The sequence below is a fragment of the Sporosarcina sp. QA0331 genome (genome assembly GCF_055808055.1).
This window is the reverse complement of record NZ_CM147850.1, coordinates 666,171-692,908: the sequence shown is the minus strand read 5'-3', so window position 1 is coordinate 692,908 and position 26,738 is coordinate 666,171. Positions and strand designations below refer to the sequence as shown.

The following is a 26,738-nucleotide window of genomic DNA, read 5'->3' as shown; positions in this document are numbered from 1 at the left end:
CCTATTATCCTTTTAATGAACCAATCATGACACCTTTTACAAAATACCTTTGCAAGAATGGATACAGCATAAGCATCGGTAGATTTGCAACAATGAGTACTGCATATTTCAAGCCTTCCACACTAAGTTGCTGCGCCAGGAAACTTTCGCTCGTTGTCTGGATCATGTCGTCTGTCTGCCCTTGGATCAAAATTTGCCTCAAAATGAGCTGCAAAGGGAATTTCTCTTGGTCTTGCAAATAGATAAGAGCTTGGAAATACGAATTCCAATGGCCGACAGCATAGAAAAGGACCATAACTGCAATGACAGGAAAGGACAGCGGCAACACGATGTTCCACAAAATCCTGAAGTTGCTGCATCCATCGATCATCGCTGATTCTTGCAATTCATGCGGAATCGATTGGAAGAAAGTCCTCATAATGATGATATTCCATACAGCTACGGCGTTCGGAATGATCATGACCCAAAACGTGTTCAGCATCCCAAGATCCTTTATTAACAAATAAGTCGGAATCAACCCACCGCTGAAAAAGATCGTGAAGACGATGAACGCCATAATGAGTCCCCTACCCTTGAAATCTCTTCGGGATAGCGGATAGGCGGCTAAAATCGTCATAATGACGTTCAATGCTGTGCCTACAACCGTATATTTCACCGTGTTCATAAATCCGGTAATGATATCCTTGTTTTTAAAGACTTTCTCATATGCATCCAACGTGAATTCCTTCGGCCAAAGCCACATCTCACCCGAAATGACGTATTGCGGATTACTCAAAGAGGCGCTTACGACAAAAATTAACGGATAGATGACAAGCAATGCGATTACTGTAAGGAAGAAATAATTAAAAAATATAAAGGTTCTATCGGACTTAGACTCTCTCAATTACTCCACCCCTTACCATAAGCTTGTCTCATTCACTTTCTTCGCAATCTGATTCACCATGATGAGCATGATGAAATTGATAATGGAGTTGAAAAGCCCGACCGCTGCCGAGAAGCTGTATTGCGCCTCCAAAATCCCGCTTCGATAGACGAAGGTGGAAATGACGTCGGATGCCGACATATTAAGCTCGTTTTGCATCAGATATACTTTTTCAAACCCGACGGCCATAACCGATCCCGCATTCAAGATGAATAGAATGACTATGGTCGGCATAATTGCGGGTATATTAATATGGATAATACGCTGGAACCTGGAAGCCCCGTCAATCATGGCCGCTTCATGCTGGGCCGGGTCGACCGCTGCTAGTGCCGCAATGTAAATGATCGAGCTCCATCCCATCGTCTGCCATACATCGGAAAACACATACAAGCTTTTAAACCATCCCGGCTCCGAGATAAAATCGATTGGAGATCCTCCGAAAAGCCGGATTACTTGGTTAATCAACCCGTCGGTTTTCAAGAATAGCAAGAGCATGCCGACGACTACAACGGTCGATAAAAAATGAGGCGCATAAATTACTGTCTGGACGAATTTTTTGTACCGGAGACTTTTCACTTCATTCAACATCAACGCGATAATGATAGGAATTGGAAACGACACGGCTAATGTGAATACTCCAATGCCTACCGTATTTTTAATTAATCTCCAAAAATAGTAACTATCGAAGAACCGTTCAAAATGCTTAAATCCTACCCACGGGCTCCCGAGGATTCCCTTAGATGCAATGAAATCTTTGAATGCGATTTGCAGCCCGTAAAGCGGGAAGTAGTGGAACACGATAAAATAGATGATGACCGGTGAAATAAGGACGTAGAGCTCCCAATTTTGCCAGATCGATTTCCACCACTTCGCCCTTGCCTTCCGTTTTGCTTTTTTCCGCTCATCCGCTTCCAACTTTTTCACCGACTGGACGTTTTCACTTACATTGGTCATATACACACCCCTTTCATTCAAACATCATCAGTTATGTACAATGCTAGATGTTTGTGAAACCTCTACCACCTTGCCTCCTGAACGAATGGACTCAGTAGCTGCGCAACCGACCGCAACACTCATCCTGCCTGCGAAAGGCGACGTCAGCGGTTCTTTGTCATAGAGCACGAGTTCGACGAAGTCTTGCGCAATTTTCGGGTCAGCTCCACCATGGCTCCCTTTCTCAGCTTTCATGTCATACGTGACATCACTGAATTCTTTCCATGTATTCGTTTTACGCGTTTTTAAATAAACCTTCCCATTCACATCATCGTTTTCAATCCGGCCTTCCGTTCCGATGAACGTGTAATTCCGCGAATAATCCGGCGTGAAATGGCATTGTAAATACGATGCTTTCACTCCACCTTCAAGCTCCATAATAAGCATGTTGTTATCTTCCACATCGATTTCTTCCCGGAATGCACACTCCGTGAAAGTGTGCGGAACATACTCAGGACAAGTTTTCTTCAAACTGCACTCAGGGCACGTCAAATTGTTCGGCATGTTGCCGCCATAGTAATCCAAACTTCCGAACGCCGACACTTTCGTCGTGTATCTCCCTGAAATCCAATGGATGACATCGAGATCATGCGACCCTTTCTGCAAGAGAAGCGACGTCGTATTTTTCGATTGGCCGTGCCAGTCATGATAGTAGAAGTATCCGCCGAAACCGACAAAATGACGGACCCAAACCGCTTTCAACTCACCAATTGCTCCTGAATCGATAAGACCCTTCATCGTCTGATACATACTCATATAACGCATATTGAAGCCGACCATCAAATGTTTGCCCGATGCCTGCCAAGCCTCCAAAATCCGGTCACAACCTTCGACCGTAATCGCTAGCGGCTTTTCGGAATAGACATGCTTCCCTGCCTGCAATGAGGCAATCACATGCTCCTCATGTAAATAATCAGGTGATAGAACAGCAATCGCATCAATATCGTCCTTGTTCAAAAGATCCTTATAATCCTTCGTCAAAAACAATGGAGAACCAATCATTTCCTGAAACTTCTGCTGCCGCGCTTCAGAAATATCCGCAAGCGCCACAATTTCAGATTCGCCATCCGGCTTGTGCCAATACTGCGCCAAACCTCCCCGTAAACCAGCACCAATTACCCCAATCCTCACCTTTTTCAAAATAGCCCCATCCTTTCCCTGTTGAACAATTTTGTAAAATAATCTGTGGATATTTTCCGGTTTTGCGGAAAACGTTATCACAGAGTGCAAAAATGAATAGTCGACGGTAAATCAAGTAGATTTCCGGACGATTAACTCTGTCGGTACAAATGTTTTTAAATCTATTCTTTCAGATTCCTCTGCTATTAGATTCAATAAGGCCTTCGCAGCAACGACACCCATTTCGAACTGAGGTATTGAGATCGTCGTTAAAGCAGGCACAACGTATTGAGCCAAATCATTATTATCAATGCCTACAAAAGCGACATCATCCGGAATGGACAACCCTTTCTCTTGAACGGCACGCATAGCTGCAATAGCAAGCAAATCACTGGCACATAGGAAGCCGGTCGGCAAATCGCCATCTGATTGTTCAATGGTCTTTTTTAACCATTCATAGCTCCGCTCTAAATACCATTCCGTGTCAACAACGAATTTCTCATTCATCTCCAACCCGAATGCATGCATCGCTTTCCGGTACCCTTTGAACCGCTTTTCAAGGTGTAGGTCACCGTCAACGCCTCCGCCTATGAATCCAATACGGGTATGGCCTTTGGATACGAGATGCTCAACTCCCTTCCATGCAGCTTCTTCCCGATCATAGTCGACGACTGACAAACTATGGTCACTATAATTGAAATCGACTCCAACGACAGGGATCCATTTCTTTAGTTCAGCCAATGTCTCCTTTCGTACAGGATCAACTAGCAAGATTCCTTCAATTTCTTTTTCTCGAATCATTCGTTGGAACAGATCTTCTTCTTCCAAATCGTCCGATTGAAGAAGGAGCAATGTATAACCCGCTTTGTTCAACGTCTCACTAATACCAATGAAAATTTTTGAAAAATACGGATTCTCATTCGCTATTCGAGGATTTGCTAACCAACCAATCCTTTTCGTCTTCCGTTTCTTTTCATCAGATGAATAGACTAGCCTTCTAGCATTCTCATTAGGCGTATAACCCATTTCTTTAACTGCCATCCATACTTTTCTTTTAATTTCCGGATTAACATTGCGTGAAGAATCATTTTGAATAACACGCGAAACCGTACTGATAGACACTCCAACCTTCTCGGCAATATCCTTCAACCTCACCATATCAATGCCCCTTTTCTTGGAAACGTTTTCAATTCATCGTAATAGATAAATTGAATAGGGGCAACAGGAAGTAGCAATCCATAACAACACGTCATCAGGTTGTTGGTACAAGTTGAATCAAATAAAAAATGTCAGATTGATTTCTGAACATTAGTATAATAAGAATTATAGAGAGTAGTCTTATTCATGTCAAGATAGTTTTTATATTTTTTATACTCCGTATAAATATCGCTACCAATATGACTTTCTGTCCGAATTCAAATTGCCATGAAAAAGCGCCAAACACCAATCAACTAAAGTTGAACGGGTGCTTGGCGCTTTTCAGCTTTCAAGTATGGGAACAAATCGTTTAACATCAACGACGTTTTTTATTATCCACTAAAACACACTACGCACCAATCCCCCATCTATCCGTAACGCAGAACCATTAATCGCCGAGGAGAGCGGACTACTTAAGAAAGTAACAAAATGTGCAATTTCCTCTGGGCGGATGAGCCTTTGAATAATGGAAGTTGACCTGTTCTCTTTCATGAATCGCTTTTCAGCTTCTTCCATCGTTAAGTTCTCATGAGGATACAGGCTGTTCAACATCGTTTCCACCCCTTCTGTCAAAGTGGAACCAGGCATTACTGTATTGACCGTCACATTCGTTCCTTTCGTCAGCTCAGCTAAACTGCGGGAAATCGAAAGCTGCATCGTTTTAGTCGCACTATAATGAGCCATTTCTTGAGATGGCATGATCGCTGCTTCGCTAGCGATAAAAATAACTCTACCTTCTCTTTTTTGAATCATTTGGTTTACATAGTGGCGAGTCAGTCGAACGCCGCTCATGATGTTCGTCTCGAAAAACGTAAACCAATCTTCATCACGGATATCAAAATAATCAGCAGGCTCGAAAATTCCTAGGTTATTAATAAGAATGTCCACTCCAGGGTACTTCTCAATAACCTGCTGGCATCCTTGCTCTGTTGCTAGATCAGCGACTACCGGATGGAGGATGGCGTCAGGATACTTTTCTTGGATTTCTTTTATCGTTTGCTCGACTTTTTCTTCACGACGTCCATTTATTAGAAGAGTGGCACCTTCTGCTACTAATGACGCGGCGATTGCTTTCCCAATTCCCGACGTAGACCCAGTAACTAATGCCATTTTACCTTTTAAATTCAGTTGCATGCAGGTCCCTCCCAGCTTCGTGTTTTTTCACCATACCTTATTAGAAATCAAAATTATCCGGATCCGGCCCGACCCGATAATCTTGATTCAAATCATCAATGATCTTCATTTCCTCATCCGTTAATTCAAAATCATACACATTCGCATTTTCAACAATTCGATGCTCTTTTGTTGATTTCGGAATGACGACAACCCCTTGTTGCAAATCCCAACGCAAAATAACTTGGGCGACCGATTTATTATGCTTGTCCGCAATTCCCTGCAGAACTTCATTGGAAAGCAACTCACCTTGCATTAACGGTGACCATGCTTCAAGTTGAATGCCGTTGTTTTGGCAATAGGCTTGCAGCTCTTTTTGCGTTAATCGTGGATGGCGCTCCACTTGGTTGACCATTGGTTTAATTTCTGCATCCTTCAGTAAGTCTTCCAAATGGTGAATTTGAAAATTACTTACACCGATCGCTTTGACTCGTCCTTCTTTATAAAGAGTTTCTAATGCTCTCCAAGCCTCTTTATACTTCCCTTCCACCGGCCAATGAATCAAATATAAATCCAAATAGTCCAAGCCAAGTTTCTGTAAACTTGTTTCATATGCAGCGAGCGTTGACTCGTATCCTAAATCTGAGTTCCAAACCTTTGATGTAACAAAAAGGGCTTCCCTTGAAATCCCCGCTTCTATCAAGCCCTCTTGGATTCCTTTGCCGACACCTTCTTCATTCGCATAAATCGCTGCTGTATCAATACTTCGGTATCCATGTGAAATCGCGGTTTTTACTGCGTTTAGTAATTCAGGCCCTTCCTCGACTTTAAAAACGCCGAGTCCGAACCAAGGCATTTTCACGCCATTATGCAAAGTTGTTGTAGCTTGTAAATTTGTAACCATCCTATTTCATACCTCCAATTTTTCATCTAAAAAAGCACGTATAGTATGCACGTTCCTGCAAATGTTATTATGATATATATTATCCCTAAAGAAAAGTACGCACTTCAAAGTAATATAGATACCAAAAAGTAATATAGGCACTTTTTAGTTCCTATGAAAAGGAGGACAACTTATGCAAAGCAAGAAATACAATATCTCAGTTGAAGCAACACTTGAAGTAATTGGAGGGAAATGGAAATGCGTTATCCTTTGCCATCTGACACATGGCAAAAAGCGTACAAGTGAACTAAAACGCCTCATGCCAAACATCACACAAAAAATGTTAACCCAACAATTGCGGGAGTTAGAGGAAGATGGGGTAATTAATCGGATCATTTATAATCAAGTTCCTCCAAAAGTGGAATACGAACTAAGCGAATACGGACAAAGTTTAGAAGGTATTTTACATTCACTTTGTGTTTGGGGAGAACATCATATTACGAAGGTTTATGGAGATAAGTTTTCAGTATTAGAGAATAGCGTTTTAAACGACCACTTGAAGTGAATAGCCTCAAACAAAAAATAAGCAGGATTCACAATTACCAATTGAAAAGGACCTTTCCATTCGTGGACAGGTCCTTTTACTTAAAACTCTTTATGTTATATTCAATTCCAATACACCCTACCAGCCATAACCTCTTCATTAATCAAAGCTCCCGGCCTCTGCCCAGTCAGCGCGGCTATGAAATCCCGACAAGCCATCTTCTCCATATTCGCACGGGTTTCAGCGGTCGCCGATCCGATATGTGGAAGGGTCACTAAGTTTGGCAAATCAAGGAATGGATGAGCCTTTGCAATGGGCTCCTGTACATACACATCCAATCCTGCAGCAAGGATTTCGCCTTCCTTTAAAGCAGCTGTCAGATCATCCTCATTTACTAAGCCACCTCTTGATCCGTTAATGAAAATCGCGCTATTTTTCATAAGTTCAAACTCACGGCGGCTCATCAGGCCAATGGTTTCCGATGTTTGTGGTGCCATCAGGCAAACAAAGTCCACTTGCCTCAGCAGGTCGTCCATTTCCAAGTACGTTGCACTAAACTGTTGTTCTGCCTCGAGATTCCTTGAACGATTGTGATAGAGAATGTCCATTTGAAACCCGAAGTGTGCACGCCTTGCTATCGCTTGTCCTATCTTCCCCATCCCTATGATGCCAAGCTTTTTCCCATGTACATCTACACCGAAGAGGGACGGACTTAACCTTGCATTCCAATTCCCTTCTTTCACATACTTGTCGAGTTCAGGAATTCTTCTTGCAGTTGCGATTAACAGACCGAAAATAGCATCGGCAGTTGTTTCGGTTAGAACGTCTGGTGTGTTTGTCGCTAGAATTCCCCGTCTTGTCAGTTCCTCAACGTCCAGATTGTCATATCCTACCGAAATATTTGTAACGACTTTCAATAATGGTGCTTGGTCAAGAAGTCGGGAATCTACTTCCACTCCTCTACCAATTAACCCTATTGTTGTAGGAAGCTCATCAATAAATTCCTGACTTCCGGGTTTGGCGATGACAACAGTAAACTGTTCTTCCAGTTCTTTTACCCTTTCTTCAGGAAGCGGACTGTAGATCAACACTTTTTCGCTCAATTACAATCACTCCTATTGCATATTTACATTCACCGCACGAAACGATTAGTTTCCAATCGCCACTTTACCAGATTTTAATCTACCTATGATTTGTTCAGTAACCTCAGCTGTAGTATGCTTGCCTCCAATGTCTGGTGTTAAGAATCCATCGTTCGTAACAGCTTCAATCGTATTCAATAGTTCCTGACCAAGCTCCTCTTCTCCGAAATGATCCAACATCATTTTAGCGGTCCAAATTTGTCCGATCGGATTCGATATTCCTTTTCCAAAGATATCAGGAGCAGAACCATGCACAGGTTCGAACATAGAAGGATACTTTCCGTTCACGTTGATATTTGCCGCTGGTGCTATGCCGATACTTCCCATAATGGCAGCGCCCAAGTCTGTTAAAATATCCCCAAATAGGTTGCTGGCAACGATGATATCGAATTTGTCCGGATGAGTGATGAAGAACGCAGACAGTGCATCAATATGCTGCGAATCCGTTCGGATATCTGGATAATCTATCGAAACTTCCTTGAATATCTCATCCCAAAATGGCATGGAATGGAAGATCCCATTAGATTTTGTCGCACTAGTTACATGCTTTTTCCGCTTGGTCGCCAGTTCAAATGCAAATCGCATTGCCCTCTCAGTACCTTTTCTTGAGAATATGGCATTTTGGATTGCAATTTCGTCCTCGCCTTGATAGATTCTCCCGCCTACCGAGCTATATTCCCCTTCGCTATTTTCACGGACAACCACAATATCGAAATCTTTCGGATTGACTAAAGGAGAACGGACGCCTCTGACTAGTTTTGCAGGGCGGAGATTAATGACTTGCTCGAATTCACGCCGAATTTTTAGTAGAAGTCCCCAAAGAGAAATATGATCAGAAACAAGTGTGGCATCACCCACTGCACCTAAAAAGATGGAATCGAAGTTTTTTAATTTTTCAAGGCCATCGTCATCCATCATCTTTCCATGCTCTAAATAAAAGTTGCAGCTATAAGGAAACTCTTCAAATTCGAATTTCAATCCGCCATGCACATCCGCAATTGTATGAAGCACGTCAATTGCCGCTGGTACGACCTCTCGGCCAATTCCATCTCCTGGTATCGAAGCGATTTTGTATTTCTTCATCACTATTCCTCCCTTTTTATATAAATCGATTATCATTATCAACTATTCCGACAATTAATTAGCTAAAGATAGAATAATAGATTCAAAACAACCCAATCCATCTCCACCATGTGGAGGCAATAAAAACTGTAGCTATAATCGTTATGATTGTCGCATATAGACCAGGCTTCAAGAAGTCATTTTGCGATATCATTCCTGTGCTATGAGCCAAAACATTCGGCATTGACTCTACAATTAAAATGAATCCAAAGAGACATGTGAGCCCAGTCGTAAACCCAACAACTAACGGATCTAGCCCTGCATTTGTCGCCACACTTATCATAACTGGAACCAACGTGACGACTGCAGTTGAAACATTCGATATTAATTTATGGAATAACTGTGCCGTAAGAATAACAACAATTATCGTTATGAAAGGATTTTGCAAAAGTGCCACAAACCAGTCCACACTTAAATAATCACTGATTGTATGCGTTGCGCCAGAATCGACAAATGTATAGCCTATCGACAGCGTAACACTTAACAGCAGTACCGTATTATAATCAATTTTCACGATTGGTTCCCATGCAGCAACACCAATTTTGGGCAGCGTCATCAGAACAACTCCTATTAGAGCTGGGATGCTCGGATGCATTCCATGTAATGGCTCTGTCAGCCATAGCCCGACAATGAAAAACAATATAAGCAAACAGCGGATTTCTCGTTTATTCACCGGACCTATTTCCTTCAATCTTGCTTCCATCTCTTTTCGAATTAAAGGGTAGTATTGTTGTTCCTTGGGTAACGGACATATTTTCAGTAACAAGAACCATATGGCTGGAATCAGAATGAGCCATAGAGGAAATGTATAGTAAAACCATTGGAAATACGTAATCTTAATGCCGGCAAAACGATTTAGAAGCTCTACAGTTAAAATGTTCCCAATTGCCGCGGTCATAACTGCGGTGCCGCTAATAACACCGCCAAAAGCAACGCCTAACATGATCATCTTCCGCAGATTGCTGCCAGGTTTAGCGTCAATCGTGTCGATGATCATCGACGAAACCGGTAACATTAATGCTGAACGGACCGCTGTCGACGGAATGAAAAAAGCTTGGATCTGTTGGACAATAATAATGCTCCCTACCAATCCTTTTGAACTGCTGCCCCATCTTTTTAATATTTCATATGTCATTCTCTTAATAAGAGTCGTTTCATTTACAGCTGCCGCTAACATCATCCCGGCTACGATTAGAAATGTGGCAGGGGATGCAAAACCGCTAAAGATGACCGACGAATCGGCTACATTAAAGATCAGCATTAATAACAGCAAAATCAACGCAGTAAGACCAATAGGTATTGGTTCTAATGACCATAAAATAATGCCAAAGATGATAATGCTCGTCATCAGTTTTCCCGTAGTAGAAAATGTATCAGGCAATAAGAAGAACATGCCCAGGAAACATAAAATCGCTAAAGCGATATACAACATCGGAGTTGCTTCCTGCATCTTACGCATTTATAAAGCCCACAACCTTTCCTGTTCAACACCTCGACTTTTGTCATAAATGAAAAAGAGTATGTATTCTCTGGTTGTGTTTTTTATGACTCAAGACTCCTTTATTTAGCGAAACAGACCCAGCCCGCAAAATGATTCGTCCTAAAAAAGTTTGCTATTTTGTGGAAACCAGCTTCGTCAAGCAATCTACGAATTTCTCGCTCGGGGATAGATGATTCGGTTAACGTACCTTTCATGAGCTCTTCGACTTTCTCTTCCGGCATGCTTGTCGTATCCAGCCAGTAATCTTTCCAAAGAGAAACGAGCATTTGAAACTCAGGGTCATCGGGATCACCGCATTTGCTTACTAGCACGAATGGAGCGCCAGGCTTCAAATGTGATATTACCTTTTTCAACAACGCTAGTTTTTCATCTACGTCTGCAATGAAATGAAGAACTAAAATACATGTTGCGGCATCGAAAGAATATTCCTCCGGCACATCCAAAACCGTTCCGTTGATAAATTCCACACGATCATCGATTCCTAGTTCCTGGGACTTGAATTTCGCCAATTCAAGCATCGATTTTGCCGGATCAACAGCCGTGAATGTCCAACCTGGATTTGTCGTTCCAAACGCTTTCAGTTCATTCCCCCCACCGCCTCCAACAATAAGGAGAGAAGCGTCTTTTTTAAGATTCGCACGCAAAAATGTCTGGGAAAGTCGCATCATTGGATCGTACGTCGGAAGCGTCCGTCGTACCCCTCTGTCATATTCAATCGCAATCTTTGAATTAAACTCCATCTTTTCAGGCACTGTAACAACCCCCATCTAATGTCGGATGACTCTTTAATTTTGGTTGTTTTTCATCATATTAATTAAGTTATCTCTCGTTCTCAATATATGTTTTTCAGTAACTTTTCTAAGTTTCTCGCCATTTCCTTGCCTTGCATATTCCAACATTTGAAAATGTTCTTTACGGCCTTCATCTATCGTATTTGCAAGCAGACTTGGCGTATATGACGGAATGCCTTTCCAAAGCGTATCAATAAATCCTTTAATCCTTCTCCAAGAACAGCCTCCCATTAAAACTGTATGGAATTTTTCATTGAGAACCATATATTCTTCAATGTCATCGTCGTTTCCATGTAAGCTAGACATTTTCATATATAATTCTTCTAACTCTTCAAAGTCTTCGTCTGTTAAAAATTTATAAGATTGTGCTACAGCTTCCCCTTCCAATAATGCCCGCAACCGATAAATTTCCTCAATATCCTCTATCGAAATGGGTGTTACGATTGCTCCTCTCCTTGGCTCAATATGAACAAGGCCCTCCGTTTCCAATTGGCGCAACGCTTCCCTGAGAGGCATCCTGCTTACACCTAATTTTTTGGCCCATTCCTCTTGCATTAGTCGTTCCCCCATCTTAAATTCACCTTTTAAAATGAGTTCACGTAATCTAGTTGTTACTTTGAATTGCAGCGTCATTCGATCATAATCAGGCAGTTTGTAGTTATTCATGTTCTTCCTCGCTTCTATTTTACTTCTAGATAAAAGGCGCCTTCCATTTACACACTACTTATGTAATACGAAAGACGCTCACTTCCATTTTATATGCTGTTATCCAATAGTCAAAAGTAATTCATACAAATCCGACTTCGCTTCAAAGCCAATCCCAGGAGTTTCAGGCAACTTTACATACCCACCTTCAACTGCATAATGATCCGCGAATCCTCCAAATGGTTCAAATACCCCCGGATAGGACTCGTTGCCATGCAATGCAAGTCCAGCCGCTATATTCAATGACATTTGATGTCCCCCGTGAGGTATGCATCGTCTAGATGACCATCCGAATTCCTTCAGCATATCAAGAATCCGTAAATACTCTACCAATCCGTAGCTAAGGGCACAATCAAATTGAAGGAAGTCTTTTTCAGGATTCATTCCCCCATAACGGATTAAGTTTGTAGCATCTTGTAGCGAGAAAAGATTTTCGCCCGTTGCGATTGGATGCGGATAACGCTTCGATAATTCAGCCTGTAAATAGTAATCAAGCGGATCTCCCGCTTCCTCATACCAAATCAGTTCATAGTCTTTGATCTTATCGCCAAACTCAATAGCGTAGTCTAAATCAAATCGCCCATTGGCATCTACCATTAAGCCGCTTCCATTTGGCAAAATATCCAGAACTGCCTCTATACGCTGCAAATCCTCGTTCAAGGAAGCTCCGCCGACTTTCATTTTAACGTCCCTGTATCCTAAATCCAAATAACCCTTCATTTCATCTTGAAGCTCTTTTAAGCCTTTATCCGGATAATAATAACCGCCTGCAGCATACACATACACTTTTTCATCCACTTCACCATTCCCATACTCTTCCGCCAGCAATCGATACAACGGTTTTCCTTCTATTTTTGCAACAGCATCCCAAATAGCCATATCAAGGACTCCAACCGCGACTGTCCGTTCACCATGTCCACCCGGTTTTTCATTCGCCATGAGAATGGCATGAATTTTATGCGGATCAAAATTAGTCCCTTCATCATTTACAATGTCTTTAGGATCTGCTTCAAGCAATCTTGGTATAAAGCGTTCGTTCAACAGCGAAGTCGGTGCATAGCGCCCATTGGAATTAAAACCGTATCCGACTACCGGCTTCCCATCTTTAATAACGTCTGTCGTAATCGCTAAAGCCGATGCAGTCATTTTACTAAAATCAATATAAGCATTACGGATAGGACTGCTTATCGGAACTGTCTTCACGTCAATTTTAGTGATTTTCATATCCTCAACCCCCTACTTGTTATTGGAGCGACCTCATGAAGAAATAACGTTCATCGAATCATGAACGCTTTTGATTTCAACTTCGTATTTTTCTTCGATATGCTTAACGATCATTGTATGATCCGCACCTTTTTCCAACTGTTCCAAAGCATGTTTCCATAGTTGAAGATTCGTATTAGCAACATCCAATGAGATGTTTTCGGTTTCTGCTATGAGATTGGCAATCGATAAATCTTTTACCATTAGGTCAAGAGTGAAGCCCGAATCAAATTTCCGATTGACTATTTGACTAGGAAACTTCAACTCGCTTGAAACACTTCTTCCCGTACTCGTATTAATGACAGAGAGCATTTTATCAGGATCTAAGCCTAACTTTACGCCAAGCGCGATTGCTTCTCCTGTAACAGCAAGAGTGGTTGCAGATACCATATTGTTCAACGCTTTAATTGTATGTCCCGCACCGATCGCTCCTACATGAATGGCATTTTCGCCAATCTTACATAAAAGCGATTCAACTTCTTTAAAATCTTTTTCTTCACCGCCTGCCATTACGGACAGAGTGCCTTTCCTCGCTTTGGCTACACCTCCGCTGACAGGAGCATCAATCATCCGGAAGCCTTTGCTCTTTAGGATTGCATTCAATTCCTTTGTTGAAGCGGGATCAGAAGTCGTCATCTCAATCAACAGACTTTTCGGTCCCATCCCATTTACTACACCTTCTGCACCAAGGACAATCTCCTTAACGATCTTTGCATTCGGTAAAAGGGTAATGACATAAGGATAGTTGCTCGCCAACTGTGCCGGCGTACGCTCAGCAACAGCACCTGCTGCAACCATTTCGTCCACCGCGTCTTGATTGATGTCGTATACACCGACAGAAACTCCGACTTCGAGAAGTCTTTGCGTTATTCTGCTCCCCATATTTCCTAGCCCAATAATTCCTACTCTCATCTACATCACCCCTTGCTTGGAATCGCTAGCCGTCTTGCCTAAATTGTAATACGCTATCCCTGTAGACATCTCCACCGTACATATCGTTAATAACGACAACAGGAAAGTTTTCGATCTCCAATTTTCGGATTGCTTCAGTTCCTAGATCTTCATAAGCTATCATTTCAGAAGACTTGATGGAACGGGAAATGAGAGCTGCCGCCCCTCCAACAGCACCGAAATAGACTGCCCTATGATCTATCATCGCTTGCTTGACCGCTTCACTTCGATGCCCTTTTCCAATCATTCCTTTTAGACCTTTTTCCAATAAATCCGGTGTATACAAGTCCATGCGTTCACTCGTTGTCGGACCTGCGGAACCGATCACTTCTCCGGGCTTGGCTGGAGTCGGGCCAACATAATAGATGACTTGACCAGTCAAATCTATGGGCAATGGCTTTCCTTCCCCAATGCACTCTACCATCCGTTTATGCGCCGCATCTCTCGCGGTATATACCGTGCCGGATAACAATACGCGGTCGCCGGCCTTTAATGTCTTTACACTCTCTTCCGTCAATGGAAGCTTTATTTTTATCGGCATACTGACGCCTCCTAACCGAATTGAACCGTTTCATGCCTACTAGCATGGCAATTTAAGTTCACTGCTACCGGAAGCGCTGCGATATGACATGCCTCCGATTCTATTTTCACATCCAGCGCCGTCGTACTTCCGCCCATTCCTTGAGGACCGATTCCTAAACGATTGATTTGTTGAATGAGTTCTTCTTCCAAATCAGCAATTTCTTTACTAGGATGGCGGACACCAATCGGTCTGAATAACGACTTTTTAGCTAAATAAGCGCATCTTTCAAAATTTCCGCCAATACCAATTCCGACAACTAAAGGCGGGCATGCATTCGGACCGGCTACTTTCACAACGTCCAGCACATAATCTTTAATCCCTTGTATGCCATCCGATGGTTTCAGCATTTTCAAGCTGCTCATATTTTCTGCACCGCCGCCTTTTGCGGTCATATGAAGAGTCAACTGGCTCCCTTCCACTAGTTCAATGTGGATGACTGCTGGGGTGTTATTACCTGTATTTTTGCGCTGTAAAGGATCATAGATCATAGAATTTCGTAGATATCCCTCGCTATAACCTTTTGCAACCCCTTCATTAATCGCCTCTACTAGACTTCCGCCTGCTATTCTACAATCTTGGCCCAGCTCGACGATGAATACTGCCGTTCCTGTATCCTGGCACATTGGAACTTGGTCGCGTTTTGCGATGTCGGCGTTTTCAACCAATTGGGAGAGAATTTCTTTGCCTGTATCGGATTTCTCTGTCTGTAATGCTCTTTTGAATGCCGAGTACACATCTTCGCCTAAATCATAATTCGCCTTTTGACACATCAATTTGACATGATGGACGATATCTTCATACGTTATTTCCTTCATCGGTATCCCCCTCTGTCCGCCTTTCGTCAACTGACGACGTAAAACGTACCTAAAGCTTTTGCAACGATATCACCTTCTGAATCCTCAATTGTACATTCAGCGACAATTGTCGTTTTCCCCCACCTTATTATCGTTGGGAGTGCTATCAACTGAGCTCCTGCCCCTTTTTTGATAAAATTCATCTTCATTTCTAAGGTGAATACTTTTTGATCTTCTGAAAGTCTTCTCAAAATCATAAAACCAATCGCCACATCAGCTAACGTATATAGGGAGCCACCCTGCGCCACGCCATACGTGTTGACATTATGTGGCCCCAAACGCATTTCAATTTTATCCTCTTCCAACTGCTTAAGACCTGTCAGCCTTCCGTATAAATGCATAGGCAATTTATTTTCTTCCGATTGCTCGGTCAATTCTTTATAGGTGGATAGTAAGTAGTTCACTTCCTCTAATTGCTTGATTGACAATCCATCCAGTTTGCTTGCGATTGTTTCTAGTAGCTCTTTGTCGTTATGATCAGGAGTTGTCATGTAAAACTCTCTTTCTATATATATTGGACATTCGTGTTCAGCTCGGCCATGAGATCAGCGATATTATCCATTGATTCAATCGCTAGCACGCGGTCAGCAAAAAGTTGACGATTCTCTTCCGGCAAACTTGTTGCAAGCTTGACGAACTTAGTACGTAAATCCTCTGACGTCACTGGATTTTCCGGGTCACCTTTAGGGAAATCAGTCTGTTTACTAAAGGTTTCCCCGCTCTTAAGAACAACTGTCACTTTAGCTCCCCATTCTTTCGGATAATTGGCATTTATATCTGGATCCAATGCTACCTTCACTTTATCCATCACTTCACGGATGGTCCCATCCCAGAGATTTTCACCGCCAAAGTCATCCAATCCCGCGCTTTTCTTGACCAATGCTAAAGCAGTGCAATATTGAACGCTGAACTTGGAAGCATACTCAGTTTTTGGATCATTGTTATCCGTTATTTCTAAGGTCGCTTTGTACGCCCCGATGTCGATATGATCGATATCTTCAAGATCAAAATTGTTCTCATTTGAAATTTCTATTGCCAGATCGATGACTGCATGCGTATGTCGGCATGAGGCGTGCACTTTGAATGAGTTCTCCAAAATTTTATATTCATTTCCAAGATTCCTAGTGATTTTGCTCCTATCATGAACTTCGCTCATAGCGTTGAAGAAGCCTCTGTCACCCTCTAGTATCTTCTTGGCGCCTGTAAACCCTTTTTCTGCTAATAAACTCGCTAATAATCCATTCATTGCGGCCTTCCCGGTATGAAGCTGCTTCGTCATAGCTCCATCTTCAATGAACTCCCATAGTCCAGCCGCCTGGGATCCTGCGTTTCCTAGAGCATTGATGAACGCTTCTTCATTCAAATTAAGTAATTTTGCTACAGCAACGGCAGAGCCGAATGTCCCGCACGTCGCTGTATTATGCCAATAATGATAATGTGAAGGCGAAACTGCTTCACCGATTCTAAAGCAAACTTCGTAACCTAAAGCGACAGCCAAAATAAGATCTTTGCCACTCAGCTTTTTCCACTCCGCCACTGCTAACGCTGCCGGTATGACGACTGTTGCAGCATGGATGATGGAGGACTTGTGTATATCATCCAATTCAACGATATGACTGGAAGCACCGTTCACGAGGGCAACGTTCAAAACAGATGATTTACCGCCTGTTAAAAGAGTAGCTTGAGGATTGCCTCCAAACTCCCCAACTGCTTCGCTGATCATTTGGATTGGAGCTTTTGATACCCCTGCAAGCGCGGAACCGAAGTAATCCAGTATACAAAGCTTTGTAAATGAAATGACTTCTTCCGGCAAATCTTCGTATGTCAGTTGCGAATAGTACTTTGCCAGCTCTCCACTCAAATTCAATTGCCATTCCTCCCCTGAAAGTTCTTGTTTATCCCCGAAGAGTTCTCGTTTTCTAAGCATTCACTTTTAAAACGATCTCGGCATTCCCAAAACATGTTGACCTACAAAACTGACAACCAAGTTATTAGAAATTGGTGCTATCATGAATAAGCGCGCTTCCCTAAATTTCCTTTCAATATGGTACTCTGTTGCAAAACCATATCCACCATAAGCGTCCATTGCAGCATTGGCGGCTTTCCAAGCGGCTTCGGATGCCAAATATTTAGACATATTCGCTTCAGCTCCGCCTTTTTCACCCGCATCAAACATCGCAGCGGCCTTATCCCTCATCAACTTCGCAGCTTCAATATCCATGTATGCTTTCGCGATTGGGAACTGCACCCCTTGGTTCTGGCCGATAGGGCGATCAAAAACAACACGTTCGTTGGAATATTGAACGGCTTTATCCACAAAGTAATAGCCATCCCCAATGCTTTCCGACGCAATCAATATGCGCTCGGCATTCATGCCGCTTAATACATATCGAAAGCCCTTGCCTTCTTCACCGATCAGATTCTCAACAGGGATTTCAACGTTTTCCAAGAAAACTTCGGTCGTCGCATGGTTGATCATCGTATCGATTTCACGAATCGTAATTTTATCCTTCTGATCGTTCATATCTAAGAGGAACAAGCTCAGTCCATCCGTCTTTTTCGCCACTTCCTCTTTTGGCGTTGTCCTCGCCAACAGTAACATCAAGTCCGAATGCATCGACCGGGAGATCCAGATTTTCTGTCCGTTCACAATATACTTATCGCCTTTGCGGACTGCCGTCGTCGAAATGCTTGTTGTATCACTGCCTGCCGTAGGCTCCGTAATTCCAAATGCCTGCAAACGTAATTCACCAGTGGCAATCTTAGGCAGGAACCGCTTCTTTTGCTCTTCGCTTCCGTGATTAAGCAGCGCACCCATCGTGTACATTTGCGCATGGCCCGCCCCTGCATTTCCACCTGATCGGTTAATCTCCTCCAAAATCACGCTCGCTTCCAGCATGCCGAGTCCCGCTCCGCCATATTCTTCGGGAATCAACACGGAGAGCCATCCTTCATCCGTCAACGCTTTAATGAATTCCTCGGGGTATTCTTTGTTTTTATCCAGCTTTGCCCAGTAATCCTCCGTGAACTTGCTGCATAACGCACGTATGCTTTTTCGAATTAATTCAATTTCATCTTCTGAGCTTTTCGTATATATAACCATGCGACACACTCTCCCTTGTTTATTTTTGTTAGATTCCTCGCCAATTCGGCAACCGTTTTTCATTGAAGGCCAGTACGCCCTCTTTTCGATCTTCCGAGTTAGCGCATTTGTAGTATTGGTCCAACTCGATTGACAGGGCTGTATGTAAATCGGTTTCAAGCCCTCTGTCAATTGATCTTTTGATCGACTGAAGGGACAAAGGAGCGTTTTTAGCAATTTCACGAGCCGACTCGACTGTCCTCCCGATTAATTCATCACTGGAATAAACATTGTTCACAAGACCGGTTTCGGCTGCTCTTTTTGCAGTAATTTGATTCCCTTTGAATAAAAATTCTTTTGCTAACGCTACAGGAATGGCTCTAGGAAGAAGCTGAGTTCCTCCGACTCCCGGGATGATTCCCAATGTCACTTCCGGCAAGCCCATTTTTGCATGTTCAGCCATATAACGAAGGTCGCAGCTCAGCGCCATCTCCATACCACCGCCAAGGGCATATCCATTAATAGCTGCAATAACAGGGAACGGAAAATTTCGCAATGCACTATACGCATCTTCAAAAATATCATGCTGCTTTTTCCACTGCTCATTATCCATCGTTTTCCGTTCTCGCAAATCCGCCCCTGCACAAAAGCTTTTTTCTCCGGCGCCGGTTAGAACTAGCACTCTCAAATCCTTTTTGTCTTTCAAGATTGATAAGCATTCAATAAGCTCAACCGCCATCAGAGTGTTCAAGGCATTCATAGCTTCGGGCCGATTAAGCTGCAGGACGTATACATTGTCTTCTGCATATGATTCATCCAGTTTAAGTGTTTCCCATTTGCTTGTTGTCAACTGCATAGTCATCCTCCTGATTATTGGTCTCGTCTATTTTGAAACAGGGACAGCGTACTTCCGATCATACGGTCCCGCTTTAAGGAGATAGCTGCTATTCGGATGTCCGATAATTGTTTCAAGTAAAGCTGATGCTTCTAGCAGTCCATCCAATCGGATATCCGTCCGGATTCCCATACTTTGCAACATATGAACAACATCTTCAGTACAAACGTTTCCTGTCGCCCCCGGAGCAAAAGGACATCCCCCTAAGCCGCCTAAAGCTGCATCGAAGTTTGTCACCCCAGCTTGTAACCCTGCGAGTATGTTTGATAACCCCATTCCTCTCGTATTATGGAAATGCAAATTGAGATTTTGCTCCGGAAATGCTGCCTTCACTTCTGTTAATAATTCAAAGACTTGCTTCGGATTCGCCATCCCCGTCGTATCAGCCAAAGTGAGCTGGTTGATAGTAAAATCTAGCAATTGATTAATAATAGAAAGAACACGTTCTTTAGGAATCTCTCCCTCGAATGGGCAACCGAATATAGTAGCAATCGTTGCATTGAGAACTATATTATTCCGATTACAAAAGTCATTTATTTCTTTCAGTTCCGCAATAGATTGTGCTGTAGTTTTATGGACGTTCTGCATATTGTGCGTGTCACTTGCCGAAAAAACGAAGTTGATCTGTTCTACTCCGGATTCCCCCGCTCTTTCTGCCCCCTTCAAATTTGGGACAAGAGCTACTAAGTTTGCAGCCTCATCTGCAATTTCTTCGAACAATTCATCACTGTTAGCCATTTGCGGCACCAACTTAGGGTGGACGAATGAGCCGAACTCAAATGACTTCACTCCTGCATCCTTTAAGGATGAAAAGAGGAGCTTTTTCTCTTCAACAGTCAATATTTTTTTCTCAAGTTGTAGTCCATCACGCAAGACCATTTCATTGATCCGTACTTCTTTAGGGAAGTCCATTGTTATCCCCCTCGCCTGCTTTCTTATTTGGATTCTTCCTCCTCAAACACCGCATTTGCTACACGAAAACTATCTATTGCAGCAGGCACGCCACAATAGATTGCTGTTTGCAATAAAACTTCTTGAATTTCATCCTTAGTTACGCCATTATTCAGCGCACCTCTGACATGCAGCTTCAGCTCATGTGGACGGTTCAATGCTGTAATCATGGCAAGGTTCAACATACTTCTTGTTTTTTTCGGCAGTCCAGGCCTTGACCAAACCTCTCCCCAGCAATATTCGGTAACTAATTGTTGCATCGGCATGTTAAAATCGTTCGCATTTTCAATTGATTTATCTACATACTCTGCTCCTAGGACACTTCGTCTAATTTCCAACCCTTTTTCGAATTTTTCACTGTTCATATTTTGGCAACCCTTTCAACTTTTTTAGTTTGAATGACTCCTTTGGACAAAAGTTCATCAATCGTCTCCTGCGAAATACCACTATCTTGTAGTATCGAAATTGTATCTTCTCCTAATAGAGGCGGTGCTTTTCTAATCCTGACAGGCGAAGCCGACAATCTAATCGGCAAACGCGCAAGCTTCATTTCATCGATTAACGGATGGGCAACTTCCTCCAACATCCGTGTGCTCTCCATCTGTGGATGATCAATCATTGATGAAATGTTTCGGATTATAGAACTAGGAACACCGGCTTGATCAATTCGTTCTAACCAATAGGAAGCATCTTGGCTGCTAAGTACCTGTTCAATCTCACGAGATAATTGATTTCGATTTTTAACTCTATCTAAGTTCTTCTTAAACCTCGGATCCTCTATCCACTCTTCTTTATCCAACGCTTTACATAGCTTTCCGAACAGTGAGTCATTTGATATTCCAATCATGAGTTCACCGCTTTTCGTCTTGAACGCCCCATACGGCGCAAAGGAGCTATGTCCCGTTCCCATTTTTACTTGTTCTTCTCCAGTTGCCATGTAAGAGAGTAAATGATAGCCCGTCCAAAAGACACCTGTTTCAAACAATGAAGTTTCCACTTTTTGTCCTTCGCCTGTGCGCTCTCTATGTAATAAAGCAGAGAGTACCCCAATTGCCCCCCACATCGCGCTTCCTTGGTCCAAAATAGAAACTGCCGCCCTAGCGGATTCCCCTCCGGCAGGTCCATTGATGCTCATAATCCCTGTCTCGGCTTGGACGATTGCATCATATCCGGGTTTTTTGCTATCCGGCCCTTCTTGTCCATATGCCGTCAGCGAACAATAAATCAAACTAGGATTAAGCGCTTTCAACGTTTCGTAGCCAAAACCGATTTCTTCCGCCTTTCCAAGCCGGAAGTTCTCGACGAAGACATCACCTTCTTTTACGAACGTATATAGCAGCTCTTTCCCTTCCTCGCTCTTCAAATCAATGACAATTGAACGTTTATTTCGATTGATTTGAAGATGGTAGACTCCTTCGCCTTCCCATAACGGCCCCATGCCCCGGGAATCATCCCCAATGAATGGACGCTCTATTTTAATGATGTCAGCACCTAAATCACCCAAAATCATTGTTAAACTAGGTCCCGAAATATTCGTTGTAATATCAATCACTGTTATTCCTTTTAGCGGACCTTCCATGCCAAGCTCCTCCTTTTCATGTAACTAGCGGTGGATTTTGTATCCAAAATAAATAAAAATAATATCATCTTGTTGTTAACTCTTTAACCGATTCCACTCGTTCCAAATTCAATATGTCATGAATCAATCTCTCCGACTCTGACTCATTAGACAAAACATCACTTGCTAAACCTTTGAATTTATTAATGATACCTTCAAGCGTCATCGGATTTCCAAGACTGCCTTTTGCATGCTTCACCTCATATACGATGCTAGTACCATCATGCAAAACTGCCTTCGCCAGCACCTCTTCTTCCTTCATCATCTCATCAACAACGACACGGATTTTCGACTGCAATTCCACAATGGCAGGATCTTTTACATTTTCATCCGTATACTGTTTTTCACTAGCGTCCCCTTTTAAGAAAGAAACTGCCGCTGTGAAATAGATGCTGAACTTCCCTTCGAGCCCTGTTTGAGGATTTTGCTTTCCGGTCAATTCAAGTACATATGGATTCACTTTTAACTCAATACATTCGAGGTCTTCTTCAGCCACTTTCTGTTTCAAGTGGATGCACGCATCGATCGACGGGTGAAGGACAATCCCGCAGGCATATGGTTTAAAGCTGTTTTTTCCAAGCTCCCATTCGGCGCCCCAGTTAAAGTTGACCTTTGACAAGTCGTGCTCCGGAGCAAGTACATTAGCAAAGCCCCTTTTGGCTTCTAATATCTGTACTGAACTCGTGAATCCTCTTTTCGCAAGCAATGCAGCCAACAACCCATTTTGCGCAGCTTTTCCGGGATGAAACGGCTTTGACATTGTTCCAAAAACCTCTCTGAGCCCAGATGATTGAGTTCCTGCAATTCCTAGCGCCCAAGCTAACCTCTCTTCATCCAACTTAAGCAATAAACCGGCGGCTATCGCTGCACCAAATATTCCTGTTGTGCTTGTAATATGCCAACCCAGTTGATAATGACTTGGATAAACAGCATTAGCAATCCGGAGTTCAGCTTCACACCCTAAAATAAATGCATGAAGTATTTCTTCCCCACTCAAATCCATATGCTCCCCTAACGCCAAAACAACCGGAGCAATAGGACCACTAGGATGATGGATCGTATCTAAATGAGTATCATCGTAATCAAAAATATGGGAAGCTGTGCCATTAATCAATGCCCCCATCAGCAGGTCCACTTTGTCATCCCTTCCGAACAGCGAAACCTGTTCAGCTGATTGAAGTTCCTTTGACAAGTCAACTAACATATCGATCGAACGATCATTAATTGCTCCTATTGTTACTCCAAGCCAATTCAATAGACTTAACTTCCCGTGTGCTTTGACCTCATCCGGTATTTGATCGAATGAAGTCGTTAAACAATTCGAAACAAGTTCTTTAGTAACCATTCTTCATCCCCCATATAGAAGCGATTGAAAAGTTGCACATACTCTGTTCAACTTTTCAATCGTTTTAGATCTAGTCGTTATTTTTTCGAAATCTCTAAAGCCGCATCGATAACATCTGCGCCGATTTCATCGCGATACTCGTCATATACCGGTGCTAGAACATTACGGAATTCCTCCACTTGCTCAGGAGTAAGTTCGATAATTTCAATAGCGCCGCTTTCTTTTATTTTTTCATACGCCTGGTCATTTAAGGATTTCGCTTCCGCTCGCGCAACCTTAGTCCCTTCCGCAATTCCCGCTTCAACAATTTCTTTAGTTGCATCATTTAAGCCGTCCCAGAACTTTGTATTCGTGAATATTGCATAATCGACTCGCGTATGGTTCATTACTGTCATATACTTTTGAACTTCGTGGAACTTCTTCGATTCAATGTTGCTGAATGTATTTTCCTGGCCATCAACAACGCCTTGATCTAACGCTGTGTACAGCTCTCCAAATGGAATGGATTCAGACCCTGCCCCCAAAGTCTTATAGATCGTCTCCAACAATTGGCCACCTTGTGTCCGGAATTTCAATCCTTTCAAGTCGGCTGGTTCCTTAATCGGTCTTTCATCATTCGTAAGATGCTTCCCACCGTTTGGCCACATGGATATACCTAAAACTCCATCGCCAGTTAAACTGCCGAGAATTTCCTGACCTTTCTCTCCATCCCAGAATTCAATTGCCTGTTCATCATTTGCAAACAGGAATGGCAAGGATGGCATGTTGAATTGTGGATTATTTCCAACAAATTTAGATAAGTCAGGTGCGATGAACTGGATATTATTCGCTACCAAGTTTTGATATTCATCCTGATCTCCAAATAAGGAACTGTTCGGATAGATTTCCACCTTAATCTTTCCGTCGGATTCTTTCTCAATATATTCCTTCATAGCGAGAGCACCTTGATGTTTCGGAGTGTTCTCAGCTACTACGTGTGAAAACTTCAAAGTCATTTTCGTGATTCCATCATCACTTCCCGCGTCCCCACTTGCGCTATCACCCTCGCTACATGCAGATAAAACCAATACCAACATCAAAAGAAATACGAACAAAGAATACTTCTTCCCCATGTAAATCCTCCTCCCATAATGTTTGAACGGTAATGCTGAATGTCCCTGTAGAATTCCCCCTCCTATCAATTCCACGGTTTTTGGATACAACTCACAATCAATCTAGCATACAGAAAATAGAATGTAAAGAACTATCCAAAAAATTAAACTATCTTAAATATTTAGTATTGATATTCTATTAGCGGTGTACTATTATGTAGTTTAACAATCTGTATCCAAAATACATTTTTCTGAGGAGGTAGAAAAACAGTATCTTTTCTGCACAACAATAAACATGTAGGGGGTAAGTAAAACATGAAAATTTTAGCTAAAATTGAAAACGCTTTCACTTGGATATTCTTCTCAGTTGGCATTGGGGTTAGTTTATATTCTGTTTTTATGCGCTATGTAATGGGCAATTCCCAAAGTTGGGCGACTGAGATTTATACAATGTTATTAGTTTGGGCAATCTTTATCGGCTTTTCAACCGCCTTGAGGGATGACAAGCATATCGCAATTGATATGGTATACGACAAAGCTGGTCCACTGTACAAAAAGATTGCCAATATCGTTACCCTACTAGTCGGACTCACCTTCAGCGTCTTCATCATTTGGACCGGCATGGAAATGGTTCTAGCCGCTTATTCACAAAAAATAAAAACAATCGATGTAGGTTTCCCAATTTGGATCAATTATTTGATTATGCCAATCGCGGGAACTCTCCTATTTATACGTTTTATTGAAAAAGCTCATCGATTTTTCATTAGAAAAGAAGATGCGACAAGCGAGGTGGATCATAAATGGCAGCAATAGTCGTAATTCTATTACTTTTCGCCTTAGCCTTTTTAAGGGTGCCTGTAGCGATCAGTTTGGCAGTTTCAAGTATCGTCGGTCTTTTCATGGTGGATTTTTCAGTAAGCACCGTTATTCAGAAAATGTTCACAGGAGTTAACAGTACAACATTAATGGCCATACCCGGTTTCGTATTCGCCGGCTTAATCATGGCTCAAGGCGGGATTTCAAAATATCTTATTGAATGTATCCAGTCATGGATCGGCCATACAAAGGGTGGACTATCAGTTGTTACCGTTGTTACATGTATGGTTTTTGCGGCAATTTCAGGTTCCAGTCCTGCAACAGCCGCCGCGATAGGAAGTATTATGATTCCGATGATGGTAAAAGCAGGTTATGAAAAAAGATATTCGATGGGGTTAGTTGCAGCTGCTGGTACGTTAGGCATCCTAATTCCGCCTTCCATTCCTTTGATTCTATATGGATCCGTCTCTGAACAGTCCACAGGAAAGTTGTTCTCAGCAGGAATTTTACCGGGAATATTGCTCGGAGCGGCATTAATTTTATATGCTGTGTTTGTTGCTTATAGAAAAGGCTACGGCGGTTTGGAAAAAGTTCCTCTTAGAAAGCGCTGGATGCCAACTTTAAAAGCCTCTTGGGGGCTAATTATGCCAGTTCTCATACTTGGTGCCATCTACACCGGCGTCATCACGCCTACCGAGGCATCCTTTTTAGCTTGCCTTTATGCACTTATTGTGTCAATTTTCATTTATCGGGAGTTGACATGGTCCAAAATGCAGACAATTCTTATGGAGTCCGTGAATACGACTGCGATGATTTTCTTGATTATCGCATCCGCCCTTGTACTAGGAATGTTCCTCACAACAGAACAGATTCCACAGGAATTCGCTGCGTGGGTGAGCAATAGTGGCTTCAATAAATGGACGTTCCTCATTGTAGTCAGTTTGCTTTTCTTTGTACTCGGCATGTTCCTGGAGCCAACTGCGATAATACTAATCACTTTACCTATTTTCCTGCCGATTATAGCTGCACTTGACATTAACGTCATCCACTTTGCAATCATCATGGTAGTGAATATGGAATTAGGGATGATAACTCCGCCGGTAGGACTGAACTTATTTGTCGTCAGCGGGATAACCGGAGAAAAAGTAGAAAAAGTCATCAAAGGAGTCGTACCGTTTTACGCGATTTTTGTACTCGTTTTAATTATCATCGTCATATTCCCGCAAATTTCACTGGCGCTTATTAAATAACTGGAAA

General features: G+C 42.5%; 27 protein-coding genes. 3 read left to right on the top strand and 24 right to left on the bottom strand.

Annotation, left to right across the window (positions count from 1 at the left end; all coding sequences use genetic code 11):
• Nucleotides 1-4: 4 nt before the first annotated feature.
• The 6 genes from AC0L13_RS03440 to AC0L13_RS03415 form a co-directional block, all read right to left on the bottom strand.
• A complete protein-coding gene (locus AC0L13_RS03440) occupies nt 5-883 on the bottom strand; it encodes a carbohydrate ABC transporter permease (protein WP_473643989.1) in 879 nt (292 codons plus the stop codon).
• 12 nt (nt 884-895) lie between these two features.
• Complete coding sequence (locus AC0L13_RS03435; RefSeq protein ID WP_473643987.1) at nt 896-1,876, bottom strand: ABC transporter permease; 981 nt, start codon at nt 1,874-1,876, stop codon at nt 896-898.
• A 27-nt stretch (nt 1,877-1,903) separates the two neighbouring features.
• A complete protein-coding gene (locus tag AC0L13_RS03430) occupies nt 1,904-3,055 on the bottom strand; it encodes a Gfo/Idh/MocA family protein (protein ID WP_473643985.1) in 1,152 nt (383 codons plus the stop codon).
• A gap of 111 nt (nt 3,056-3,166) precedes the next feature.
• Nucleotides 3,167-4,192: a LacI family DNA-binding transcriptional regulator gene (locus AC0L13_RS03425; protein WP_473643982.1), complete on the bottom strand. Its 1,026-nt coding sequence runs from the start codon at nt 4,190-4,192 to the stop codon at nt 3,167-3,169.
• A gap of 378 nt (nt 4,193-4,570) precedes the next feature.
• The gene (locus AC0L13_RS03420; protein ID WP_473643980.1) at nt 4,571-5,365 is read right to left on the bottom strand and encodes an SDR family NAD(P)-dependent oxidoreductase; all 795 of its coding nucleotides are present in this window, start codon (nt 5,363-5,365) and stop codon (nt 4,571-4,573) included.
• Nucleotides 5,366-5,405: 40 nt separating this feature from the next.
• Nucleotides 5,406-6,248: an aldo/keto reductase gene (locus AC0L13_RS03415; protein WP_473643978.1), complete on the bottom strand. Its 843-nt coding sequence runs from the start codon at nt 6,246-6,248 to the stop codon at nt 5,406-5,408.
• Nucleotides 6,249-6,420: 172 nt separating this feature from the next.
• On the opposite strand from AC0L13_RS03415, the gene AC0L13_RS03410 reads away from it, so the two are divergent.
• Nucleotides 6,421-6,792, top strand: a complete 372-nt coding sequence (locus AC0L13_RS03410) for a winged helix-turn-helix transcriptional regulator (protein WP_473643976.1) — start codon at nt 6,421-6,423, stop codon at nt 6,790-6,792.
• Between the two features lie 101 nt (nt 6,793-6,893).
• Here AC0L13_RS03410 and AC0L13_RS03405 read toward each other — a convergent pair whose 3' ends face one another.
• From AC0L13_RS03405 to AC0L13_RS03320, 18 genes are all read right to left on the bottom strand, one after another.
• Nucleotides 6,894-7,874, bottom strand: coding sequence for a 2-hydroxyacid dehydrogenase (locus AC0L13_RS03405; protein WP_473643974.1), 981 nt, complete (start codon nt 7,872-7,874; stop codon nt 6,894-6,896).
• Nucleotides 7,875-7,919: 45 nt separating this feature from the next.
• Nucleotides 7,920-8,996, bottom strand: coding sequence for a tartrate dehydrogenase (locus AC0L13_RS03400; RefSeq protein WP_473643971.1), 1,077 nt, complete (start codon nt 8,994-8,996; stop codon nt 7,920-7,922).
• Between the two features lie 82 nt (nt 8,997-9,078).
• Complete coding sequence (locus AC0L13_RS03395; RefSeq protein ID WP_473643969.1) at nt 9,079-10,494, bottom strand: SLC13 family permease; 1,416 nt, start codon at nt 10,492-10,494, stop codon at nt 9,079-9,081.
• Between the two features lie 101 nt (nt 10,495-10,595).
• Nucleotides 10,596-11,288, bottom strand: coding sequence for a class I SAM-dependent methyltransferase (locus AC0L13_RS03390; RefSeq protein WP_473643967.1), 693 nt, complete (start codon nt 11,286-11,288; stop codon nt 10,596-10,598).
• 33 nt (nt 11,289-11,321) lie between these two features.
• Nucleotides 11,322-11,993 (bottom strand): GntR family transcriptional regulator, encoded by a 672-nt coding sequence (locus AC0L13_RS03385; RefSeq protein WP_473643965.1) that lies wholly within the window; start codon nt 11,991-11,993, stop codon nt 11,322-11,324.
• A 99-nt stretch (nt 11,994-12,092) separates the two neighbouring features.
• The gene (locus tag AC0L13_RS03380) at nt 12,093-13,256 is read right to left on the bottom strand and encodes a mandelate racemase/muconate lactonizing enzyme family protein (protein ID WP_473643963.1); all 1,164 of its coding nucleotides are present in this window, start codon (nt 13,254-13,256) and stop codon (nt 12,093-12,095) included.
• A gap of 33 nt (nt 13,257-13,289) precedes the next feature.
• On the bottom strand, nt 13,290-14,207 hold the full coding sequence (locus AC0L13_RS03375; RefSeq protein ID WP_473643961.1) for an NAD(P)-dependent oxidoreductase: 918 nt from the start codon (nt 14,205-14,207) through the stop codon (nt 13,290-13,292).
• Nucleotides 14,208-14,232: 25 nt separating this feature from the next.
• The gene (locus AC0L13_RS03370; protein WP_473643959.1) at nt 14,233-14,787 is read right to left on the bottom strand and encodes a Fe-S-containing hydro-lyase; all 555 of its coding nucleotides are present in this window, start codon (nt 14,785-14,787) and stop codon (nt 14,233-14,235) included.
• An 11-nt stretch (nt 14,788-14,798) separates the two neighbouring features.
• Nucleotides 14,799-15,644: a fumarate hydratase gene (locus AC0L13_RS03365; RefSeq protein WP_473643957.1), complete on the bottom strand. Its 846-nt coding sequence runs from the start codon at nt 15,642-15,644 to the stop codon at nt 14,799-14,801.
• A gap of 26 nt (nt 15,645-15,670) precedes the next feature.
• Complete coding sequence (locus AC0L13_RS03360) at nt 15,671-16,174, bottom strand: PaaI family thioesterase (RefSeq protein WP_473643955.1); 504 nt, start codon at nt 16,172-16,174, stop codon at nt 15,671-15,673.
• Between the two features lie 14 nt (nt 16,175-16,188).
• A complete protein-coding gene (locus AC0L13_RS03355; protein WP_473643952.1) occupies nt 16,189-17,550 on the bottom strand; it encodes an MmgE/PrpD family protein in 1,362 nt (453 codons plus the stop codon).
• Nucleotides 17,551-17,616: 66 nt separating this feature from the next.
• Nucleotides 17,617-18,786, bottom strand: a complete 1,170-nt coding sequence (locus AC0L13_RS03350) for an acyl-CoA dehydrogenase family protein (protein WP_473643950.1) — start codon at nt 18,784-18,786, stop codon at nt 17,617-17,619.
• Nucleotides 18,787-18,814: 28 nt separating this feature from the next.
• On the bottom strand, nt 18,815-19,621 hold the full coding sequence (locus AC0L13_RS03345) for an enoyl-CoA hydratase/isomerase family protein (RefSeq protein WP_473643948.1): 807 nt from the start codon (nt 19,619-19,621) through the stop codon (nt 18,815-18,817).
• Nucleotides 19,622-19,648: 27 nt separating this feature from the next.
• Nucleotides 19,649-20,572 (bottom strand): hydroxymethylglutaryl-CoA lyase, encoded by a 924-nt coding sequence (locus AC0L13_RS03340; protein ID WP_473643946.1) that lies wholly within the window; start codon nt 20,570-20,572, stop codon nt 19,649-19,651.
• A 23-nt stretch (nt 20,573-20,595) separates the two neighbouring features.
• Nucleotides 20,596-20,976, bottom strand: coding sequence for a 4-carboxymuconolactone decarboxylase (pcaC, locus tag AC0L13_RS03335; RefSeq protein WP_473643944.1), 381 nt, complete (start codon nt 20,974-20,976; stop codon nt 20,596-20,598).
• Nucleotides 20,973-22,190 carry a CaiB/BaiF CoA transferase family protein gene (locus AC0L13_RS03330; RefSeq protein ID WP_473643942.1) on the bottom strand — a complete coding sequence of 406 codons (1,218 nt, stop codon included), beginning with the start codon at nt 22,188-22,190 and terminating at the stop codon, nt 20,973-20,975. Before AC0L13_RS03330 ends, pcaC begins: the two co-directional genes overlap by 4 nt.
• Nucleotides 22,191-22,254: 64 nt before the next feature.
• On the bottom strand, nt 22,255-23,574 hold the full coding sequence (locus AC0L13_RS03325; RefSeq protein ID WP_473643940.1) for an MmgE/PrpD family protein: 1,320 nt from the start codon (nt 23,572-23,574) through the stop codon (nt 22,255-22,257).
• A 77-nt stretch (nt 23,575-23,651) separates the two neighbouring features.
• Nucleotides 23,652-24,686 carry a DctP family TRAP transporter solute-binding subunit gene (locus AC0L13_RS03320; RefSeq protein WP_473643938.1) on the bottom strand — a complete coding sequence of 345 codons (1,035 nt, stop codon included), beginning with the start codon at nt 24,684-24,686 and terminating at the stop codon, nt 23,652-23,654.
• A 294-nt stretch (nt 24,687-24,980) separates the two neighbouring features.
• Here AC0L13_RS03320 and AC0L13_RS03315 point away from each other — a divergent pair, with 294 nt between their 5' ends.
• Together AC0L13_RS03315 and AC0L13_RS03310 are read left to right on the top strand one after the other, a co-directional pair.
• Nucleotides 24,981-25,478, top strand: a complete 498-nt coding sequence (locus AC0L13_RS03315) for a TRAP transporter small permease (RefSeq protein ID WP_473643935.1) — start codon at nt 24,981-24,983, stop codon at nt 25,476-25,478.
• A complete protein-coding gene (locus tag AC0L13_RS03310; RefSeq protein ID WP_473643933.1) occupies nt 25,466-26,731 on the top strand; it encodes a TRAP transporter large permease in 1,266 nt (421 codons plus the stop codon). The genes AC0L13_RS03315 and AC0L13_RS03310 overlap by 13 nt, the downstream gene beginning before the upstream one ends.
• Nucleotides 26,732-26,738: the final 7 nt, after the last annotated feature.

Excerpts from the sequence above, each read along its gene's own strand:
- AC0L13_RS03435 (WP_473643987.1), bottom strand. The coding sequence starts at position 1,876 with ATGACCAATGTAAGTGAAAACGTCCAGTCGGTGAAAAAGTTGGAAGCG.
- AC0L13_RS03425 (WP_473643982.1), bottom strand. The coding sequence starts at position 4,192 with ATGGTGAGGTTGAAGGATATTGCCGAGAAGGTTGGAGTGTCTATCAGT.
- AC0L13_RS03420 (WP_473643980.1), bottom strand. The coding sequence starts at position 5,365 with ATGCAACTGAATTTAAAAGGTAAAATGGCATTAGTTACTGGGTCTACG.
- AC0L13_RS03415 (WP_473643978.1), bottom strand. The coding sequence starts at position 6,248 with ATGGTTACAAATTTACAAGCTACAACAACTTTGCATAATGGCGTGAAA.
- AC0L13_RS03410 (WP_473643976.1), top strand. The coding sequence starts at position 6,421 with ATGCAAAGCAAGAAATACAATATCTCAGTTGAAGCAACACTTGAAGTA.
- AC0L13_RS03400 (WP_473643971.1), bottom strand. The coding sequence starts at position 8,996 with ATGAAGAAATACAAAATCGCTTCGATACCAGGAGATGGAATTGGCCGA.
- AC0L13_RS03395 (WP_473643969.1), bottom strand. The coding sequence starts at position 10,494 with ATGCGTAAGATGCAGGAAGCAACTCCGATGTTGTATATCGCTTTAGCG.
- AC0L13_RS03385 (WP_473643965.1), bottom strand. The coding sequence starts at position 11,993 with ATGAATAACTACAAACTGCCTGATTATGATCGAATGACGCTGCAATTC.
- AC0L13_RS03380 (WP_473643963.1), bottom strand. The coding sequence starts at position 13,256 with ATGAAAATCACTAAAATTGACGTGAAGACAGTTCCGATAAGCAGTCCT.
- AC0L13_RS03375 (WP_473643961.1), bottom strand. The coding sequence starts at position 14,207 with ATGAGAGTAGGAATTATTGGGCTAGGAAATATGGGGAGCAGAATAACG.
- AC0L13_RS03370 (WP_473643959.1), bottom strand. The coding sequence starts at position 14,787 with ATGCCGATAAAAATAAAGCTTCCATTGACGGAAGAGAGTGTAAAGACA.
- AC0L13_RS03365 (WP_473643957.1), bottom strand. The coding sequence starts at position 15,644 with ATGAAGGAAATAACGTATGAAGATATCGTCCATCATGTCAAATTGATG.
- AC0L13_RS03360 (WP_473643955.1), bottom strand. The coding sequence starts at position 16,174 with ATGACAACTCCTGATCATAACGACAAAGAGCTACTAGAAACAATCGCA.
- AC0L13_RS03350 (WP_473643950.1), bottom strand. The coding sequence starts at position 18,786 with ATGGTTATATATACGAAAAGCTCAGAAGATGAAATTGAATTAATTCGA.
- AC0L13_RS03345 (WP_473643948.1), bottom strand. The coding sequence starts at position 19,621 with ATGCAGTTGACAACAAGCAAATGGGAAACACTTAAACTGGATGAATCA.
- AC0L13_RS03340 (WP_473643946.1), bottom strand. The coding sequence starts at position 20,572 with ATGGACTTCCCTAAAGAAGTACGGATCAATGAAATGGTCTTGCGTGAT.
- pcaC (WP_473643944.1), bottom strand. The coding sequence starts at position 20,976 with ATGAACAGTGAAAAATTCGAAAAAGGGTTGGAAATTAGACGAAGTGTC.
- AC0L13_RS03330 (WP_473643942.1), bottom strand. The coding sequence starts at position 22,190 with ATGGAAGGTCCGCTAAAAGGAATAACAGTGATTGATATTACAACGAAT.
- AC0L13_RS03325 (WP_473643940.1), bottom strand. The coding sequence starts at position 23,574 with ATGGTTACTAAAGAACTTGTTTCGAATTGTTTAACGACTTCATTCGAT.
- AC0L13_RS03320 (WP_473643938.1), bottom strand. The coding sequence starts at position 24,686 with ATGGGGAAGAAGTATTCTTTGTTCGTATTTCTTTTGATGTTGGTATTG.
- AC0L13_RS03315 (WP_473643935.1), top strand. The coding sequence starts at position 24,981 with ATGAAAATTTTAGCTAAAATTGAAAACGCTTTCACTTGGATATTCTTC.
- AC0L13_RS03310 (WP_473643933.1), top strand. The coding sequence starts at position 25,466 with ATGGCAGCAATAGTCGTAATTCTATTACTTTTCGCCTTAGCCTTTTTA.